This window comes from Niabella sp. ZPM-14 (genome assembly GCF_055693045.2).
Map to the genome: position 1 here is coordinate 1,820,216 of NZ_CM181148.1, position 16,785 is coordinate 1,837,000.

At 46.2% G+C, this 16,785-nt stretch carries 15 protein-coding genes; 3 read left to right on the forward strand and 12 right to left on the reverse strand.

Annotation, left to right across the window (positions count from 1 at the left end):
* Positions 1-312 precede the first annotated feature (312 nt).
* The gene (locus ACU37H_RS07745) at positions 313-1,314 is read left to right on the forward strand and encodes a hypothetical protein (protein WP_472702101.1); all 1,002 of its coding nucleotides are present in this window, start codon (positions 313-315) and stop codon (positions 1,312-1,314) included.
* A 50-nt stretch (positions 1,315-1,364) separates the two neighbouring features.
* Positions 1,365-2,855, forward strand: coding sequence for an OmpP1/FadL family transporter (locus tag ACU37H_RS07750; protein WP_472702100.1), 1,491 nt, complete (start codon positions 1,365-1,367; stop codon positions 2,853-2,855).
* 70 nt (positions 2,856-2,925) lie between these two features.
* Here ACU37H_RS07750 and ACU37H_RS07755 read toward each other — a convergent pair whose 3' ends face one another.
* The 5 genes from ACU37H_RS07755 to ACU37H_RS07775 all read right to left on the reverse strand — a co-directional run bounded on the left by ACU37H_RS07755 (position 2,926) and on the right by ACU37H_RS07775 (position 6,690).
* A complete protein-coding gene (locus tag ACU37H_RS07755; protein WP_472702099.1) occupies positions 2,926-3,339 on the reverse strand; it encodes an OsmC family protein in 414 nt (137 codons plus the stop codon).
* Between the two features lie 59 nt (positions 3,340-3,398).
* Positions 3,399-4,193, reverse strand: coding sequence for a segregation and condensation protein A (locus tag ACU37H_RS07760; RefSeq protein WP_472702098.1), 795 nt, complete (start codon positions 4,191-4,193; stop codon positions 3,399-3,401).
* Positions 4,194-4,286: 93 nt separating this feature from the next.
* Entirely contained in the window at positions 4,287-4,670 is a 384-nt protein-coding gene (gene mscL / locus ACU37H_RS07765) for a large conductance mechanosensitive channel protein MscL (protein WP_472702097.1), read from the reverse strand.
* Positions 4,671-4,910: 240 nt separating this feature from the next.
* Entirely contained in the window at positions 4,911-5,474 is a 564-nt protein-coding gene (gene frr / locus ACU37H_RS07770; RefSeq protein ID WP_472702096.1) for a ribosome recycling factor, read from the reverse strand.
* Positions 5,475-5,544: 70 nt separating this feature from the next.
* On the reverse strand, positions 5,545-6,690 hold the full coding sequence (locus ACU37H_RS07775; protein WP_472702095.1) for a glycosyltransferase family 4 protein: 1,146 nt from the start codon (positions 6,688-6,690) through the stop codon (positions 5,545-5,547).
* 145 nt (positions 6,691-6,835) lie between these two features.
* Between ACU37H_RS07775 and ACU37H_RS07780 the strand changes: the two genes are divergently transcribed.
* Positions 6,836-7,669: a transketolase gene (locus tag ACU37H_RS07780; protein WP_472702094.1), complete on the forward strand. Its 834-nt coding sequence runs from the start codon at positions 6,836-6,838 to the stop codon at positions 7,667-7,669.
* Between the two features lie 77 nt (positions 7,670-7,746).
* Here ACU37H_RS07780 and ACU37H_RS07785 read toward each other — a convergent pair whose 3' ends face one another.
* The 7 genes from ACU37H_RS07785 to ACU37H_RS07815 form a co-directional block, all read right to left on the reverse strand.
* Positions 7,747-8,796, reverse strand: a complete 1,050-nt coding sequence (locus ACU37H_RS07785) for a hypothetical protein (RefSeq protein WP_472702093.1) — start codon at positions 8,794-8,796, stop codon at positions 7,747-7,749.
* A gap of 49 nt (positions 8,797-8,845) precedes the next feature.
* Entirely contained in the window at positions 8,846-9,565 is a 720-nt protein-coding gene (locus ACU37H_RS07790) for an EcsC family protein (protein WP_472702092.1), read from the reverse strand.
* A 92-nt stretch (positions 9,566-9,657) separates the two neighbouring features.
* Positions 9,658-11,391, reverse strand: coding sequence for a sodium:solute symporter family transporter (locus ACU37H_RS07795; RefSeq protein ID WP_472702091.1), 1,734 nt, complete (start codon positions 11,389-11,391; stop codon positions 9,658-9,660).
* 76 nt (positions 11,392-11,467) lie between these two features.
* Positions 11,468-12,970, reverse strand: coding sequence for an L-arabinose isomerase (araA, locus tag ACU37H_RS07800; protein WP_472702090.1), 1,503 nt, complete (start codon positions 12,968-12,970; stop codon positions 11,468-11,470).
* A 143-nt stretch (positions 12,971-13,113) separates the two neighbouring features.
* A complete protein-coding gene (locus ACU37H_RS07805) occupies positions 13,114-13,812 on the reverse strand; it encodes an L-ribulose-5-phosphate 4-epimerase (protein WP_472702089.1) in 699 nt (232 codons plus the stop codon).
* 78 nt (positions 13,813-13,890) lie between these two features.
* Entirely contained in the window at positions 13,891-15,528 is a 1,638-nt protein-coding gene (locus ACU37H_RS07810) for a ribulokinase (RefSeq protein WP_472702088.1), read from the reverse strand.
* A gap of 50 nt (positions 15,529-15,578) precedes the next feature.
* Positions 15,579-16,550 carry a glycoside hydrolase family 43 protein gene (locus tag ACU37H_RS07815; protein WP_472702087.1) on the reverse strand — a complete coding sequence of 324 codons (972 nt, stop codon included), beginning with the start codon at positions 16,548-16,550 and terminating at the stop codon, positions 15,579-15,581.
* Positions 16,551-16,785: the final 235 nt, after the last annotated feature.

Below are 16,785 nucleotides of genomic sequence, written 5' to 3' on the forward strand. Positions count from 1 at the left end.
TTATTTTAACAAAATATGTTGTGAATTAACAGCAGTTTGTGCATCCTTTTACAACATTCCAACGTCCAACTGGTAACGGAATATGTCTTATTTTTACAACTTGCTGTTTTGGGATCGCAAATGTAAATTTTAAGCCCAATTAAAACAATTAATAAGGATATTTATAAATCACCAAAATGAAACGAAGCACATAATTGCCTGAAAATCGGTGGATCATTTACCTGCTCCGTTTCATTAAAATTAAACAACCTTACAACTTGAACACTAAATTCGCGAAAGTTTACTGACGATAAAGAACAAAAAAACACACAGATGAAAATAAAATCTACAACCCTACTTCTTCTTTTGGGAGTGATGATTGCCCTGGCAAGCTGTTCATCCGCCTATAGGACAGGACAAACGCCGGACGACGTGTACAGTTCACCCGCGCCCACAGAGGAAGAATATGCAAAAATTAAGAAAACCGATGAAAAGCGGTATCGTAATTACGATGACGAGGAAGGTGAATACGAAGATTATGACGACCGGTACCTGAGGATGAAGGTTAGAAACCGCGACCGTTGGAGTGCCCTCGATGACTGGTATTATTATGGCGACCGGTACAACTTCAGCTATTACAACAACTGGGCTTACTGGAACGACCCGTGGTATTGGAATAACCCATGGAGCCCCGTGAGCTACTGGAATATGTGGTATAATCCCTGGTACACCGGCTGGTACGGTGGATGGGGTCCCGGATGGGGATTGGGCTGGGGATGGAACCGGCCCTGGTATGGTGGCTGGTACGCCGGATGGGGCGGCTGGTACGGCGGCGGCTTTGGCTGGGGTGGCTGGTACGATCCCTGGTATACCGGATGGTACGGACCCGGTTGGGGCTGGGGCGGCTGGTATGGCGGCGGCATCATAGCCGGACGCAGAGCAGATTACGGTCCGAGAACTACGAACTTAGGTAGCTATAACAGAGGAAATGTATCAATAGGTAACGGAAGAAGTACGACGCCCGGATATAGAAATAATTCTGGTGTAACTTACAGAAGCACTTACGGCGTCCGGAACGGTTCCAGTGTCAACACGGATACCCGCAACTCTTCGAGCTATCGCAATACAGGACGCTATTCTAACAATCAAAGTTATAGCCGTTCCTACAGAAACGACAACTACAGCCGTAGCAACGACTCTTACTCGCCCAGAACAGAAAGCAGACCTACGTATAGTCCTCCTGCGACTTCACCGCGTAGCAGTGGTGGATCTTATGGCGGAGGCGGCGGAGGTGGTAGCCGCGGCGGCGGTGGCAGCAGCGGCAGAAGATTCTAATCTTCGAGATCAGATAGTTAGATTATATTAACATTATTAAGCGCATATACATGAAAAAACTTTTTCTGGCTGCGACATTAGTTGTCGCATATGGGGCCTCACAGGCTCAAACCCCCGAGGACGCGTTGAGATATTCGTGGCTGCAATCTTCGGGTACCGCTCGTTCTCAGGCGATTGGTAACGCTAACGGCGCGATTGGTGGTGAAATATCTACCATTTTTTCCAACCCTGCCAACATTGGCTTTTACAAGACCGGTGACTTTGTAATCTCCGGCGGGGCCAATGTCTTTAACAATAACCTCACCTACCTCGGTGTTTCTCAAAATGAAGGCAAAACCAGCGGGTTTTTAGGTACTACCGGATTTGTACTGGGGAAACCGAACTATGGTCAAGGGTCATTGAAAAGTTCTGCATTTGGTATCGCTATCAACCGTACTGCAGATTTTAACAACCGCATGATCTTAACCAACAAAGGAGGCCAGCTGAGCCGTACTTCGATGGCGGACTACTTCATCGAAGACATTGTGGCGAACAATGGTCTGAACGATTACGGTTCAGGACTTGCAGTGGAAACTGATTGGATTACGGATGACGGCGAAGGAAATCTGTCATCTTCAGCTGTTGATCTGGCTATAGCCAGTGGTCTTGAACAAAGACAAGTAATAACTACCAATGGCGGCATTACCGAATTCGCTATTGCAGGAGCTGCCAACCTGAACGAAAAGGTGTTTCTTGGTGGTTCAATCGGCTTACCGGTATTAAGATATGGCCAGAACAGGCAATATACCGAACAGGATCCCACTACCAATGATAATGGTTTTGATGCGGCCTGGTTTGATGATGACCTGGTGACGAAAGGTGTGGGTATTAATATTAAGGCCGGCGTGGTATTTAAAGCTAATGATAACCTGAGGCTGGGTTTTGCCGCTCATTCGCCTACGTTTTATTCGCTGAGCGACAGTTATGTAGCTACGGCCGGCGCAAATCTGGATGATTTTGATAAAACTGCGTCCAGCAATGAACTGGTGTATGATTATAACCTGAATACACCTTATAAACTTATGGGTAGCTTCTCCGTATTATTTGGAAACGTTAACGATGTAAGTTCTCAAAAAGGTTTTGTCTCAGGTGACGTGGAATATGTAAACTACATGGCATCTCAATTCAGAACCACTTCTGATGATCAGGGTGCTAACAACGGTTATTTCCGCGGATTAAACAGCGCGATTGACAATGCTTATAAAGGTGCTGTTAACGCGCGTCTGGGAACTGAGTTGAAATTCAATACGCTGGCTGTGCGCCTGGGTGGTGCCTACTACGGCAACCCTTATAAAAATATTGCCGGTGAGAAAGGTGAACTGGTTCAGGCCACCGGTGGTTTAGGCTACCGTAACAGAGGCTTCTTTGTGGATCTTGGATATGTACACTCCTTCGGAAAGGATGTGATCTATCCTTACCGCTTAACAAATGCCGACTTTTTCCCTGCTAATATCAAAAGTAACAACTCGAGGATTCTGCTGACGCTTGGTTTCAAGATTTAAGCAATCAAATATTCATATACGAAAAATCCCCGTCTTTAAAAGATGGGGATTTTTTTTCAATGAATTTATCTTAAACCAGCTGGGCCGAAGAAGAAATTTTCGTGTTCAACAGCTTACTGATCGGACAGTTTTCTTCTGCATTTTTTACTGCCTGCTGGAACTGGGCATCATCTATTTCCGGGATGGAAGCCGTCACCTCCAGATGACTGGAAACTACCGCTCCGTCCTGGAAGTCCACTGTGCATTTGGTGTCGATATTATCGGCGGTAAAACCGGCTTCATTCAATACAAAACTGAGCTTCATAGTGAAGCAGCCCGCATGAGCAGCCGCGATCAGCTCTTCAGGATTTGTTCCGGGATTTCCGTCTTCAAAACGCGTTTTGAATGAATATTGCACTTTATCTAAAACGCCTGATTGAGTGGAGTTGGTTCCTTTACCTTCTTTACCTGATCCTTGCCAGTTGGCTGTTGCAAAACGTTTCATTTTTTAATGTTTATGGGGTTTAGTTAATTCGATGCTGTTCAATAAATAGTTTCAAAGATTTAATCGAAGGATGACACGTCGCTTACCTCTATATCCGGATCGCGGTCTTCCGGCTCTACAAATTCCAGCAGGAAATTATTTTTCCCTTCCCCGATCGTTATCTTAAGGAAGCTCTGCTGCACCAGCTCCAGAACGGAAAGAAACATAAAAATAGCCTGGACCCGGTTTTCAGCCACCTCGAATAATTTTTCGAAAGAAACATTTTTCTCGCGCTGCGCCAGATCGATCACCTGTCCGCGACTCGTCTCCATTGTATAGTTGTACTGGACCACCGTGTGCACCGGCTTATTGACTCTGTCGCTATATTTCTGCATGGCCTTTTCGAAGGCTTTCATGAGCTTGAACAAAGACAGCGCCTGGATCTCAGTACCTTCTCCGGCCTCCTCTCCCACCTGAGACAGTTCCTTTTGAATATTTCCCCGCTTGATCATCAACATGCGCAGCGCTTCCTGCTCTGCCAGCTGTGCCGCTGCTTCTTTGAACTTCTTATATTCGAGTATTTTGCTAATCAGTTCTTCCCTCGGATCAATCTCGTTGCCTTGCGCATCGATTTCTTTGCGGGGAATGAGCATTTTGGCTTTGATACGCATCAGCGTTGACACGAACAATATAAATTCGCTTGAAAGCTCGATATTTAAAGCTTCCTGATTGTGAATATAGTCGAGAAAATCATTCGTAATCTTCGTGATGGGAATATTGTAAATATCCAGCTCATCCCGTTCAATAAAAAACAGCAAAAGATCGAAAGGGCCTTCGAACTGGGAAAGTTTTATCTGGTAAGTTGAGTTGGTCACTACTTCTTTTTTCGTTCTTAATAAAAATAAAGTCCTGCAATGAAGCAGGACTACACAAACCTACAGAAATTTATAAGAAGGAGGGAGAAAAACTTAGGGACGTTTTTTGAGTTCGTCTCTGATCTCCATTAACAATTGGTCTGTTGAAGATGGTCCGGCAGGCGCAGCGGCCTCCTGCTTCTTTTTTAAGCCGTTGATCGTACGAACGATCAGGAATAAAGCCATTGCTATGATTAAAAACGAGATCACTTGCGAAAGAAAATTGCCATATTTAATTGCTGTACCGGGAATAGTTAGTTCGCTCAGGTGTTTCAGGTTCGCCTTTTCCAATGCCGGGGTAAGAATCGCCGGAGTAATGATATCCTCTACCAAAGAGTTCACAATTTTACCGAACGCGCCACCGATAACCACAGCAATAGCCAGATCGATTACATTTCCTTTGATGGCAAATTGTTTAAATTCTTTCAGAAATCCCATAATTAAGAGTTTTTATTAGTTAGAAAAACGAAAAGAGATTAATAATGATGCCAAAATGAATGTTCTGAATCAAACTTGTAATTAAGTCATGTTTCCATCACGTCGGGGCTCTTGTCAGCATTCAATAAGGGCATGCGAGAACTACGAGAAACAATTTGCTTCTTTGTAATTACACCGGCTGCTCTACATCGTCTTCCATACCGCTTTGTGCTTTCGCTAACCGGGAAAGCGCAAGGATCATCAGATCGACATAATTTCTTTCTCTTTAGCGGCTAAATGTTTCTCTACAAGGGTAATATAATTGTCGGTAAGTTGCTGAACGCTTGCTTCGGCATCCTTGGCTGCGTCTTCGCTCAAACCGTCTTTCTGTAGTTTTTTGATAGCTTCGATAGCATCCCTTCGGCCGCTTCTTACTCCTACTTTCGAGTTTTCACCTTCACCCTGGCTTTTCTTTACCAGCTCCCTTCTTCTTTCTTCAGTTAACGGTGGTAAAAACAACCTGATATTAACACCGTCATTCTGAGGGTTAATACCGATGTTGGCGGCAATGATCGCACGTTCGATAGGCTGCAGCATATTTTTTTCCCAGGGCTGGATATTCAAGGTACGGGCATCCATAACCGTAATATTGCCTACCTGGCTGATGGGAACGGTTGAACCATAATAGTCTACGACGATACCATCTACAATCTGCGGAGTGGCTTTACCAGCACGGATCTTAGCTAATTCACTCTCCAGGTGACTGATCGCCTTTTTCATACTTTCTTCTGAAGCCGCTATAATCTTATCGATTTGATCTTGCATACGTTATATTTTGAAGTGCGGCAAAACTAATGAAATGTCAGAAGAATTAGAAGTCCTTGGAATATATTAATTAGCCCTGGGCTTTTTCGGCCGGAACGTGTTGCTTAGTATTCAGATCAATTACTTTAGAGGTAGCTCTTCTGTCTTGTAAAACGGAAACGATCTGGCGCTGAACAACCAGCCGGCGCTTGGGCAGAGTGGTATATAATGCCCCGATTGCGGACACCGCCAGCACAAATACCGAGATCAGGAGAACGGTGTTGCCCAGGTTTCTGGCAAAATAAACACCGCCGATGATGAGGACATTAGCAAACACACACACCAGTGTTACTGAAGAGTGGCTTAGTCCTTTATCGAGTAAAATATGGTGAATGTGGTTCCTGTCTGGTGAAAAAGGAGATCGGCCTTTTAAAATTCTAATAGCAAAAACTCTGATCGTGTCTGCCAGCGGCACTAATAACAGCGTGACACCCACGGCCGCTGCAGAACTGATGGGCAAAAATGCTGCAGAGCTGCTAGCTACATTGATAAATTTTAGAACGAGTATCGAAGAAACCAGGCCAATGAGCAGCGACCCGGAATCCCCCATGAATATTTTTGCCGGGTGAAAATTGAAGATCAAAAATGCCACGAGCGCAGCAGACAATGAGAAGGAAAATGCCGCATATGCCGGAAGGCCGGCCAGGAAGAAATAAGTTCCTAATAAAAGCGTTGTCATAAGGCCCAGTCCTCCGGCAAGGCCATCGATCCCATCAATAAGATTGTAGGCATTCACTACTAAAATTATGGCTATGTATGTCAACGGAATGCCGTACATCGGATCCAGATCGGTTATACCGAAAATGCCGTACAAGCTGTCAATCTTAAGGCCACCGAGATGGATAACAATTCCTGCTGCAATGATCTGGACGATAAATTTTTTAAAGGCTGACAAGGCGATAATATCATCCTTCAGGCCGATAAAAAATATGGAAAACAGTGCTGCAAAAAAATACTGGAATTCGGGTTGCTGCCGGAAGTTGATGCAGAGCAAACAGGAAAAAGCAAAGGCGATAAAGACCCCCACGCCACCGAGTGACGCAATAGTGTGCTTATGTAGTTTTCGCTCGTCGGGAATGTCATACAGCTTTTTTTTATCGGCTATATGAATAATCACCGGTATTGCTAAGAAGGCTACTATAAACGAAATTATAGTGGTCACGAATATTTGAAGCATTCGATAAGGTTAAGGTTGTACAAAAGTAGACAATCCCATCTTAAAAACAATTTTCGAGCCGGTTTTTTATCGGGCGCCGCTTCAAACAATATTTCAAGCTTTTATAAAAAAAACGCATTTTTGCAGCTCATCAAAAACTAAAACGATGGCAACATTGCAAGAAATAGCTTCTCAGGTGAGAAGAGATATAGTCAGAATGGTTCATGGTGCACAAAGCGGGCATCCAGGTGGATCTTTGGGATGTGCAGATTTCCTGACGGCCCTTTATTTCAAAGTAATGGAGCACGATCCGTCCTTTAATATGGAGGGAAAGAATGAAAATCTGTTCTTTTTGTCCAACGGTCATATTTCCCCGGTATTTTACTCTGTCCTGGCACGTTCGGGTTATTTTGATATCAAGGAGTTGGCTACTTTCAGAAAGATCAATAGCCGCCTGCAGGGGCACCCTGCTACACACGAACATTTACCCGGTGTCAGGGTAGCAAGCGGATCATTGGGTCAGGGAATGAGCGTGGCGATTGGTGCTGCATTATCGAAAAAGATGAATGGAGACGATAAACTTGTTTATTCATTACACGGTGATGGAGAGTTGAATGAAGGACAAATCTGGGAAGCTGTTATGTTTGCAGCGCATCATAAGGTGGACAACCTGATCTCAACGGTTGACTGGAACGGCCAGCAGATCGATGGCCCTACTGATAAGGTGTTAAACATGGGCAACCTGCATGAAAAATTTGAGGCCTTCGGATGGCATGTGCTGGAAATGAACGGTAATGATATGGACGACGTAATCGCCGGTCTTGACAAAGCCAAAGCGGCTTCAGGAAAGGGCAAACCGGTAGCGATCATGATGCATACCGCAATGGGAAAAGGCGTCGATTTCATGGAGGGTACGCATGAATGGCATGGTATCGCCCCCAATGACGAGCAGTTGGCCAAAGCATTAGAGCAATTGCCCGAGACATTAGGAGATTATTAAACGACTGAGCTTTATATACTAAAAAGCCTGGAAGAAACGAAATTCTTCCAGGCTTTTTAGCTTTAAGCTACCAGGTGCTATTGATATTGGATGTACATCGGAATAGGCTTAAATTTCATAAGGTCTGCCGGTGTGTATAACCCTTTGGAGCCTTTCTTCAAATCGTTCTTATAAAATATTTTAAATCCTGCAAACTGGACGGGCTGCTCGTAAATATACCTCTTCCAGGTTCCTGCTTTTAATTCTTTTCCTCCCCAACCATCCATATCGATCACCACCTGCACCTCGGGGACTTTTTTGATTGATTTGTATTGTTGTACCATGTCGTTGGTGAAGCGGTGCACCGCAAGTATTTTGGGTGGCAGGTTATTGTCCTTTACAATTTTTGCCAAGAAACTGATGGCATAATTAATATCGTCAGCATTGAAGCTTCCAATCACGGTTCCTGGCTTGTTTCCTCCCTTCATGGAAAATTCCGGATCAATACCCAGATGAAAATCCGGAGACTTCAGATGTTGTTCAAAGCGCGGTAATTCATCCTGCAACCGGCTGAGTCCTACCTGCACATCTACAAAGGCTAATCCTCCTATTTCCCGGGCCCAGTTTTGAACGGTATCCAGCTGGTGAAGCGGCATACGCAACCGATACTTCCCATCTGACCCCGGAGCTCCCTGCGCCGTTACGCCAATATAATGTAATGCGGGAACGACGGGCGTTTCAGGATCAGCAGCCTCCCATTTACCGACCTCCCCTTTCAATTTACGGATCATTTCTTTTTTGGGCAGTTCCCCTAAGATCCCCATGCCTTTTGAGTACAAATTCCCGTAGTAAGCAATTACGCGTTTGAAAGGAAAAATGGCGCCCCTTACCGGATAAGGGCCCTTAGCGGGCCATCTGCCAGAGCTATCGCCGTTGGCCATCCATTGCATCCGTTTGTTGTAGGCCGCCGTATCAATGCCCGGCTCAAGACTAGCTGTATCAGCATCCGCAACGACGCTGTCCGCAGGAAGGGAATCTGCAGCCGCCACTAGACTGTCGTCGCCAACGTTGTCTGGTGCCGACGGTGTATTGTTACAGGCAAAGGCTACAATCAATAGCCCGGCAAAAAACGAAAAAGTTGATTTCATGTAAATGGTTTGGAGGGTAAATAAAAGGCTTTTTATCTGATTTTTATTGTTAGTTATCTAACAGTCGCATCCGGTATGCATTCATGGCTGTTGTGCCAAGTTTCCTTATAAGACTGTAATTGGCTATAATGCCCACAGGTGCACCGATTACCGGAAGTAACTGTGCCATTTTTGCCAGGTCAATATAGTCCCGGTATTCCTGTTGAAATTTTCGCCAGTCAAACTGGTTGATGTCGTCAGGAAGTGCCTGCGACACCTGTTTCCAGTTAACCAATTTCTGGTAAATGCTTTTACTGTGCATTCTGCTGGAAAAGGCAAGTTCAAAAATATGCAACAGGTAAACACGTTCTTTATAATCGTTCAGGTCGAACCCATAAACAGAAGCGATCTCATACAACAGCTTTAGCTTAATAGCCAGCAGCAGGGGGAAGTCGGCCAGGCCGAGGAAAATGCCACCCGCACCGGTAATCCCTCCTTCGACAGCCGCCGTGCTCCGGTAAAATTTAATTTTCTCTTTCACGACCAGCTCCCGCTCCATAAGCGAGCGATCTTTCCACGGCTTTTCAGTGGTATATTTTGCACCAAATAGAACGCCACGTATCATTTGCTTGACGACAACCGTTATTGCCTGATGCACTTTTTCGGGGATATAAGAGTTGATCTTATCCTGCGTTTTCTTAGACAATTTACCGAGCATTCCGGGTTCCTTCAGCATTTTAAATTGCCATTTTCTCAATTCCTGTTCTGCAAAAGCTGTGTATTGCGCCATACAAATGATTGGTCAAAAATTGTACCTGCGCTTCATTCAAAAGAAACGGCCAGGATAATTCCTGGCCGCCTATAATGAAGGTTCTGTAACTTCTACCAGAATCTCACATAAATCGCAGTGATCAAAAGTAACGTAACCACCACCAAAATGAGCGTCCTTGGATCGACTTTGAACATGCTCTTGTCAATAGCGAATGCTTTTGCATTTACTTTAGGACCGGCCAGACTGATAGCGATCATCACGGCTACCGTAATCACAAAGGACCAGCCCATGTTAATGAGGAACGGAATTTCAGTGATCGTATGCACTACACCTTTTTCCATTTTTTCGTAAGTAAAGGCAGTATACATCCAGGTTTCTTTACCGAAAATGTCAACAGCGTAGCTGTTAAAGAAAATAGCCAGCACAAAGCCCAGTATTACACCCACCAGGGCTGCCGTTCCTGTCGTACGTTTCCAGAACATTCCTAATAGGAACATGGCGAACACACCCGGGCTGATAAAGCCGGTATATTTTTGAATGAATGTAAAGCCGCCTTCTCCGCCAATGCCTAATGCATCTGTCCAGGTAAAGGCCAGCGCGATCAACATCGCGATGATAATGGCCCATCTACCGGTTCTTACCATTTGAATTTCAGTCGCATCACTTTTCAGGTACTTTTTATAAATATCAAGCGTGTAGATCGTAGAGATACTGTTTACTTTACCCGCGAGTGAAGCCACGATCGCCGCTGTCAGGGCTGCCACCGCCAATCCTTTTAAACCGACAGGCAAAAATCCCAAAATAGCAGAATAAGCTCCGTCCTTAACTCCGCTAAAACCGGGTAGCTGCCCCTTGCTGTGTAACACATAGGCCGCAATACCAGGCAGCATCACGATTACCGGCATGAATATTTTCAGGAACCCGGCGAATAGAATACCCGTACGCGCAGTTTTAAGATCAGCACCGAGCGCCCGCTGTGTAATATATTGGTTACATCCCCAGTAGTTCAGGTTCACGATCCACTGACCGGCAAAATACATTGCCAGGCCTGGAAGTACCACATATTTCTGAACGTCCAGATTTTCTGGCATGCTTAGGGTCGTGGTAGTAACCTGAGGTTTGTCGAGCATCAGGTTAAAATGTCCCGGCGCCTCGTTCAGCAGGGCTTTGAAGCCGGCAATGGCACTTCCAATCTCAGCGCCATTGATCCGCTGATCCACGATCTGCAAAGCCATATAAACTGTGGCAAAACCGCCAATGATGAGCACCGCTACCTGGATCACATCTGTATAACCAATCACCTTCATACCTCCCAAACCTATTAACAGCGCCATGATCAATAATACGATCATGATCACATGCAGATAACCACCGCCCAGTAAGGTATCGATCGCCAATGCACCCAAATAAAGAATAGAAGTAAGGTTTACGATCACATAGAGAAATAACCAGAAGATGGCCATTATGAGCGATACCGACTTATTGTAACGTGTTTCCAGGAACTGGGGCATCGTATATATCTTGTTTTTCAGGTAAACCGGAATAAACCAGATAGCCACAATGATCAGGGCTACTGCAGCCAGCCACTCATAGGCAGCCACCGCTACGCCGACAAAGAAACCTTCTCCGCTCATCCCGATAAACTGCTCGGCAGAAATGTTGGAAGCGATCAGTGAAGCACCGATAGCCCACCAGGTTAAAGATCCTTCGGCAAGAAAATAATCGTGCGATGCGGATACCGTCGCTTTTTTCTTGCGCATATAAACCCAGTAACCATACGATGCAACCAGGATGAAATAGGTAAAAAACACTACGTAGTCAAGCGTGCCCAAATTATTACTCATATTGACAGCAAAATTGAAAGTTGTTAAAAAAGTTTGCTAATATAATTAATAAAAATGTGTACCGAAGACATTTTTATTAGTTTTTATTCAACTGGTAATACACATCGCTCCACCGCAGCTCATTTTTAAAGCTGTAGAGGTCCGTATTTTTATTGATCAACGTAAATTCTATGCCTGCCATATCCGCGAAATCTTCGAGATGCTCTGCAGTCAGATTTTGGGAATACCCCGTGTGGTGAGCCCCACCCGCCAGGATCCAGGCCGCACAGCCGGTATTCATATCCGGATAAGGTTTCCAGAGCACGCGCGCCACGGGCAGTTTGGGTAAATCGTTCTGGGGTTCCACCGCTTCTACTTCGTTCACCAGCAACCTGAAGCGATTGCCCATGTCCACTACCGACGCATTCAAAGCGGGACCACCCGGCGCGTTGAACACCAGCCTCACCGGGTCTTCTTTACCACCAATGCCCAGTGGATGGATCTCTACATTTGCCTTCCCGCTTGCGATGGAAGGACAAATTTCCAACATGTGAGAACCTAATACGAGCGAGTTGTTGGGATCAAAATGATAAGTGTAATCTTCCATAAAGGAGTTACCACCAGGCAGGCCGGCGCCCATTACTTTCATAGCGCGAACCAGGGCCGCGGTTTTCCAATCACCCTCTCCCGCAAAGCCATAGCCCGCGGCCATCATACGCTGGGAGCCGATACCGGGCAACTGCTTCATCCCATAAAGATCTTCAAAAGTATCACTGTATCCTTTGTAATTGCCATCCTGGAGAAAATGCTTCAGGCCCAGCTCAATTTTGGCGGCGTCTACCAGCGACTGGTATTGCGTGCCGTTTTCGCGCAGGCTGTCCATGATATGATAAGTGTCAGCATATTCTGCGATCAGGTCGCTCACCTCTTTTTCGCTCACTTCATCGATCACTTTTACCAGGTCGCCTATGCCATGTGTATTCACACTATATCCGAAGCGCAGCTCGGCTTCCACCTTATCGCCATCTGTTACCGCCACGTACCGCATATTGTCGCCAAAACGGACAAAGCGGGCACCTTGCCAGTCGTGCCATCCTGCAGCCGCCCTGCTCCATACAGCAATGCGTTCGATTGCCTGATCATCTTTCCAATGTCCCACTACCACTTTGCGGCGCTTGCGCATACGGCTTACCATAAAACCAAATTCACGGTCTCCGTGAGCAGACTGGTTGGTGTTCATAAAGTCCATGTCGATCGACCCCCAGGGGATATCGCGGTTGTATTGGGTATGAAAATGTAATAACGGCTTGTGCAATATTTTCAGGCCGTTGATCCACATCTTCGCCGGTGAAAACGTGTGCATCCAGGTGATCACGCCGATACAATCCTGGCTGTGATTCGCCTCAGCACAAAAGTTATAAATCTCTTCCGTGGACTTTAAAGTGCCTTTGTAAATTACCGAAACAGGAATGGCACTATGCGTATTGAGGTAAGCAGCAATTTCTTTAGAGTGTTCGGCCACTTCAATCAAGGTCTGCTCTCCGTAAAGGTTCTGGCTGCCTGTGGCAAACCACACCTCTAATTTTTTTAATTCAATCATGAAATTATTTTAAAATTATTGATGGAATGAAATTTTTTCGGGTCGGCATTCTTGTACAGTTGTACATGACTTATCCTGGATATTCTTCTCATTGTAAGACCTGCGAAATCTTCGAAACCTTGCAGGTCTTACAAACCCATCAACTACGCCTGCCCATAATAGCTGTCCGGCCCGTGCTTCCGCTCGTAATGTTTATTAATTAAAGCCTGCTTTAATCGCGGAGCCTGCGGATTGATCTGCTCGGTAAGCAATGCCATTTTAGCGACCTGCTCCAGCACAGCGCTGTTGTGTACTGCCTTTGCAGCGGTTGTGCCCCAGGTAAAGGGTGCATGGTTACCCACCAGCACCATTTCTACTTCTTTATAATCAAGTCCCCTTTCCTGAAAGCAATTCATGATCTGGAAACCAGTTTCATACTCATAGTTACCGCGGATCATTTCGTCGCTCATAGGCGGCGCACAGGGAATATCTACCGTATTGTAATCAGCGTGCGTGGTGCCAAAGATCGGAATGTCCCGCTGCGATTGGGCCCATGCTGTTGCGTAGGTTGAATGCGTATGCACAATACCATTGATACCTTCCCAATGTTTATATAGAACCGCATGCGTTTTTGTGTCAGACGAAGGATTAAGCGTTCCTTCTACGGTGTGGCCTTCAAAGTCGACGATGACCATTTTTTCCGGAGAAAGATCGTCATAAGCTACGCCGCTGGGTTTGATCGCAAATACACCCTGGTCACGATCTGCCTCGCTTACATTTCCGAATGTAAACAATACCAGCCCGAGGCGCGGCAGTTGCATATTCGCTTCGTAGGCAGCTTCACGTATATTTTTATAGTTCATGATTCAGTGTTGGATGTTTGAAGTTTGATGTTTAGTCTTGGATGTTCAACGTTCACATGCCATGAACATCAACTTGCACTAATTCGCTTCAATGAATTGCCCAAAGTCTTCGTACTTTTTCATGCGCCGGGCATAATATGCTACATTTTCAGGGTTCGGATGGTATTCAGCATCGAATCCCTGGCCCATCGCATTCATGGCCTCCTGCACGTTCGGATAGAGACCTGCAGCTGTAGCGGCAAACATGGCTGCACCGGTTGCACAGGTTTGTTCTGAGCGATGTATTTTGATCGGCATGTTCATCACGTCTGCCATAACCTGCATGACATAAGGCGCTTTACGTGCGACACCGCCCACCCCTATCAGGCCTTTTACCGGCACGCCTTCCCGGTTGAACCGATCCACGATGGCACGGGCGCCAAAGCAGCTGGCTTCGACCAACGCTTTGAAAATGGCCGGGGCGTCGCTACCCAGATTGAGGCCGCTAATAGCGCCTTTGAGCAACTGGCTGGCATCGGGCGTGCGACGGCCGTTTAGCCAGTCGACGGCCAGTTCATCTTCATCATGCAGAGGAAGTTTGGCGGCTTCTGATGCTAACGCCGATATGATCCTGGACTCTACCGCCCGGCGTTCGGTTTCGCTTTCCAGGAACTGTAATGGCCATGAGAGCAGGTTTTTAAACCAGGCGTAAATATCCCCGAAAGCACTTTGTCCGGCCTCGAGGCCCATCATTCCCGGGATCACGGAGCCAGGTACCTGCCCGCAAATACCCCGTACCAGCTTGTCTCCTATTTCATCTGACGGAGCAACCAGCATGTCGCAGGTAGAAGTCCCCATGACCTTGCTTAGAAAATAAGGTTCTATCTGTCCGCCGACAGCGCCCATGTGCGCATCGAACGCACCGATACCGATGACTACATCTGTGCTAAGGCCCAATTTGTTGGCCCATTCAGCTGATAAATGTCCGGCCGCCTGATCGGCGGTATAGGTTTCATCGGGAAGTTTAGCGGTAAATCCATCGAGGAGCGGATCCAGGCTGGCAAAAAAATCATTTGGAGGAAACCCATTAAACGCCTCGGACCAAAGCCCTTTATGCCCCGCTGAGCAAACGCCGCGCTTTAATTCCTTTACGTCACTGCCACCGGTTAACAAAAAGGGTATCCAGTCGCAATGCTCTACCCAACTGGCTGTGGCGTTCCTCACCGCTTCATCTTCACGAAAAACGTGAAGCAGCTTGGCCCAGAACCATTCACTGGAATAAATACCGCCCACATATTGCAGATAGTTGGTATCAAATTTAGCAGCATGCTTATTGATTTCGTCTGCCTCTTTAATGGACGTGTGATCCTTCCAAAGCACAAACATGGCGTTGGGATTTTCAGCAAATTCCGGTGTTAATGCCAAAGGCGTGCCTGTTTCATTCACGGCTACAGGCGTAGAACCGGTGGTGTCTACCGAAATACCTTTAACGTTCCTGGCTATATCTGCGCCCGCTTTTGCAATACATTCTTTGATGGTTGACTCCAAGCCTTCAACATAATCAAGAGGATGTTGACGAAATTGATTGGCAGCGGCATCGCAGTAGAGGCCCCGCTTCCAGCGCGGATACTCGAATACCGATGCCGCCACTTCTGCCCCGTTCCCGGCGTTTACAATCACTGACCGGACCGAATCCGATCCATAATCAACTCCAATAACATAAACATCTTGCAACATGGCCGCAATTTTTACCCGCTAAAATAGACAAATAATTGTACATTTTACAATTATTTTATTTTCCTGGGAGCCACGCCTTCATTGGTGATGATCACCGGCTTAATGAAGCCCTGACCATCGAATTCCATCTTGTCAATGCACACCACGCGGGAGTTACCGTCTTTTTCAGTCAGCGGACGGCGGTGGTAAATAATGTAGTATTCATCCTTCCCGGGAATCTGCAGTACGGAGTGGTGGCCCGCTCCTGTCGCAATCGCCGGATTTTGTTGAAGGATCGTTCCGACTCTTTTGAACGGACCCATAGGAGAGTCGGCAATGGCATAGGCAACGCTGTAATCGGGACCGGTCCATCCTCCTTCTGACCACATGAAATAATATTTGCCGTTTCTAATGAACATAAAAGGACCCTCAACGTATTTCTCAGGAGTTACTTCCTTAAAGGTGGTGCCATCTTCAAAGGGCTCAAACCCGGTGAAGTCGCTTTTCAATCTGGCAATATTGCAATGACGCCAGCCGCCATAAAACATGTAATACTGTCCGTCCTTGTCCTTAAATACAAACTGGTCAATAGGCTGGGCGCCATTGTGAAATTTATCAATCAGCGGCTTTCCCAGCAGATCTTTAAACGGACCGGAAGGTTTGCCGGCGACAGCCACTCCTATCCCACCGGTTTCCTGGTCGCTTTGAATGTCATTGGCAGCGAAGAATAAATAATATTTTTTGTCTTTTTCAATAATAGCAGGCGCCCACATGGCTCTTTTAGCCCATTTCACAGCAGCGGTATCAACAATCCGCGCATGTTTTTTCCAATCAACCAAGTTATTGGAAGAGAAAGCATCCAGGAACACCTGCTTTCCGTAAGGAGCAGAAAACGTTGGGAATATCCAGAACTCTTTGTTAAAAACAGCCACTTCCGGATCGGCATACCAGCCTGTAAATACAGGATTTCCGGACATTCGCTTTTGCCCCTGGGCTACCATGGCAACGAAAACGGTCAGCAAAAAAAACGATACTTTCTTCATGATTTAAAGTTATAAAGCAATAATGCTTAGTTAGAGATCGCCCTAAGGTACAGCTTGCGACCGTGTAAGACAAATTCGGTACCTGATGAAGCAATGAAGAGCACTCTGCCCCGGACAATCACGGAGATGGGGTCAACAAGAACTATTGAATCTCACGCAACGACGCTGCCTTTCAATCCTTTGGTATCAATTTTGTTTTCTCGACTACAGGCGATTGATCGCTTAACATTTGAAC

What these genes read in the sequence shown, in the direction of transcription:
- ACU37H_RS07755 (WP_472702099.1), bottom strand. Translation starts at nt 3,339, where the DNA reads ATGAAACGTTTTGCAACAGCCAACTGGCAAGGATCAGGTAAAGAAGGT.
- ACU37H_RS07775 (WP_472702095.1), bottom strand. Translation starts at nt 6,690, where the DNA reads ATGCTTCAAATATTCGTGACCACTATAATTTCGTTTATAGTAGCCTTC.
- ACU37H_RS07795 (WP_472702091.1), bottom strand. Translation starts at nt 11,391, where the DNA reads ATGAGTAATAATTTGGGCACGCTTGACTACGTAGTGTTTTTTACCTAT.
- mscL (WP_472702097.1), bottom strand. Translation starts at nt 4,670, where the DNA reads ATGGGATTTCTGAAAGAATTTAAACAATTTGCCATCAAAGGAAATGTA.
- ACU37H_RS07745 (WP_472702101.1), top strand. Translation starts at nt 313, where the DNA reads ATGAAAATAAAATCTACAACCCTACTTCTTCTTTTGGGAGTGATGATT.
- ACU37H_RS07780 (WP_472702094.1), top strand. Translation starts at nt 6,836, where the DNA reads ATGGCAACATTGCAAGAAATAGCTTCTCAGGTGAGAAGAGATATAGTC.
- ACU37H_RS07750 (WP_472702100.1), top strand. Translation starts at nt 1,365, where the DNA reads ATGAAAAAACTTTTTCTGGCTGCGACATTAGTTGTCGCATATGGGGCC.
- araA (WP_472702090.1), bottom strand. Translation starts at nt 12,970, where the DNA reads ATGATTGAATTAAAAAAATTAGAGGTGTGGTTTGCCACAGGCAGCCAG.
- ACU37H_RS07790 (WP_472702092.1), bottom strand. Translation starts at nt 9,565, where the DNA reads ATGGCGCAATACACAGCTTTTGCAGAACAGGAATTGAGAAAATGGCAA.
- frr (WP_472702096.1), bottom strand. Translation starts at nt 5,474, where the DNA reads ATGCAAGATCAAATCGATAAGATTATAGCGGCTTCAGAAGAAAGTATG.
- ACU37H_RS07810 (WP_472702088.1), bottom strand. Translation starts at nt 15,528, where the DNA reads ATGTTGCAAGATGTTTATGTTATTGGAGTTGATTATGGATCGGATTCG.
- ACU37H_RS07805 (WP_472702089.1), bottom strand. Translation starts at nt 13,812, where the DNA reads ATGAACTATAAAAATATACGTGAAGCTGCCTACGAAGCGAATATGCAA.
- ACU37H_RS07785 (WP_472702093.1), bottom strand. Translation starts at nt 8,796, where the DNA reads ATGAAATCAACTTTTTCGTTTTTTGCCGGGCTATTGATTGTAGCCTTT.
- ACU37H_RS07815 (WP_472702087.1), bottom strand. Translation starts at nt 16,550, where the DNA reads ATGAAGAAAGTATCGTTTTTTTTGCTGACCGTTTTCGTTGCCATGGTA.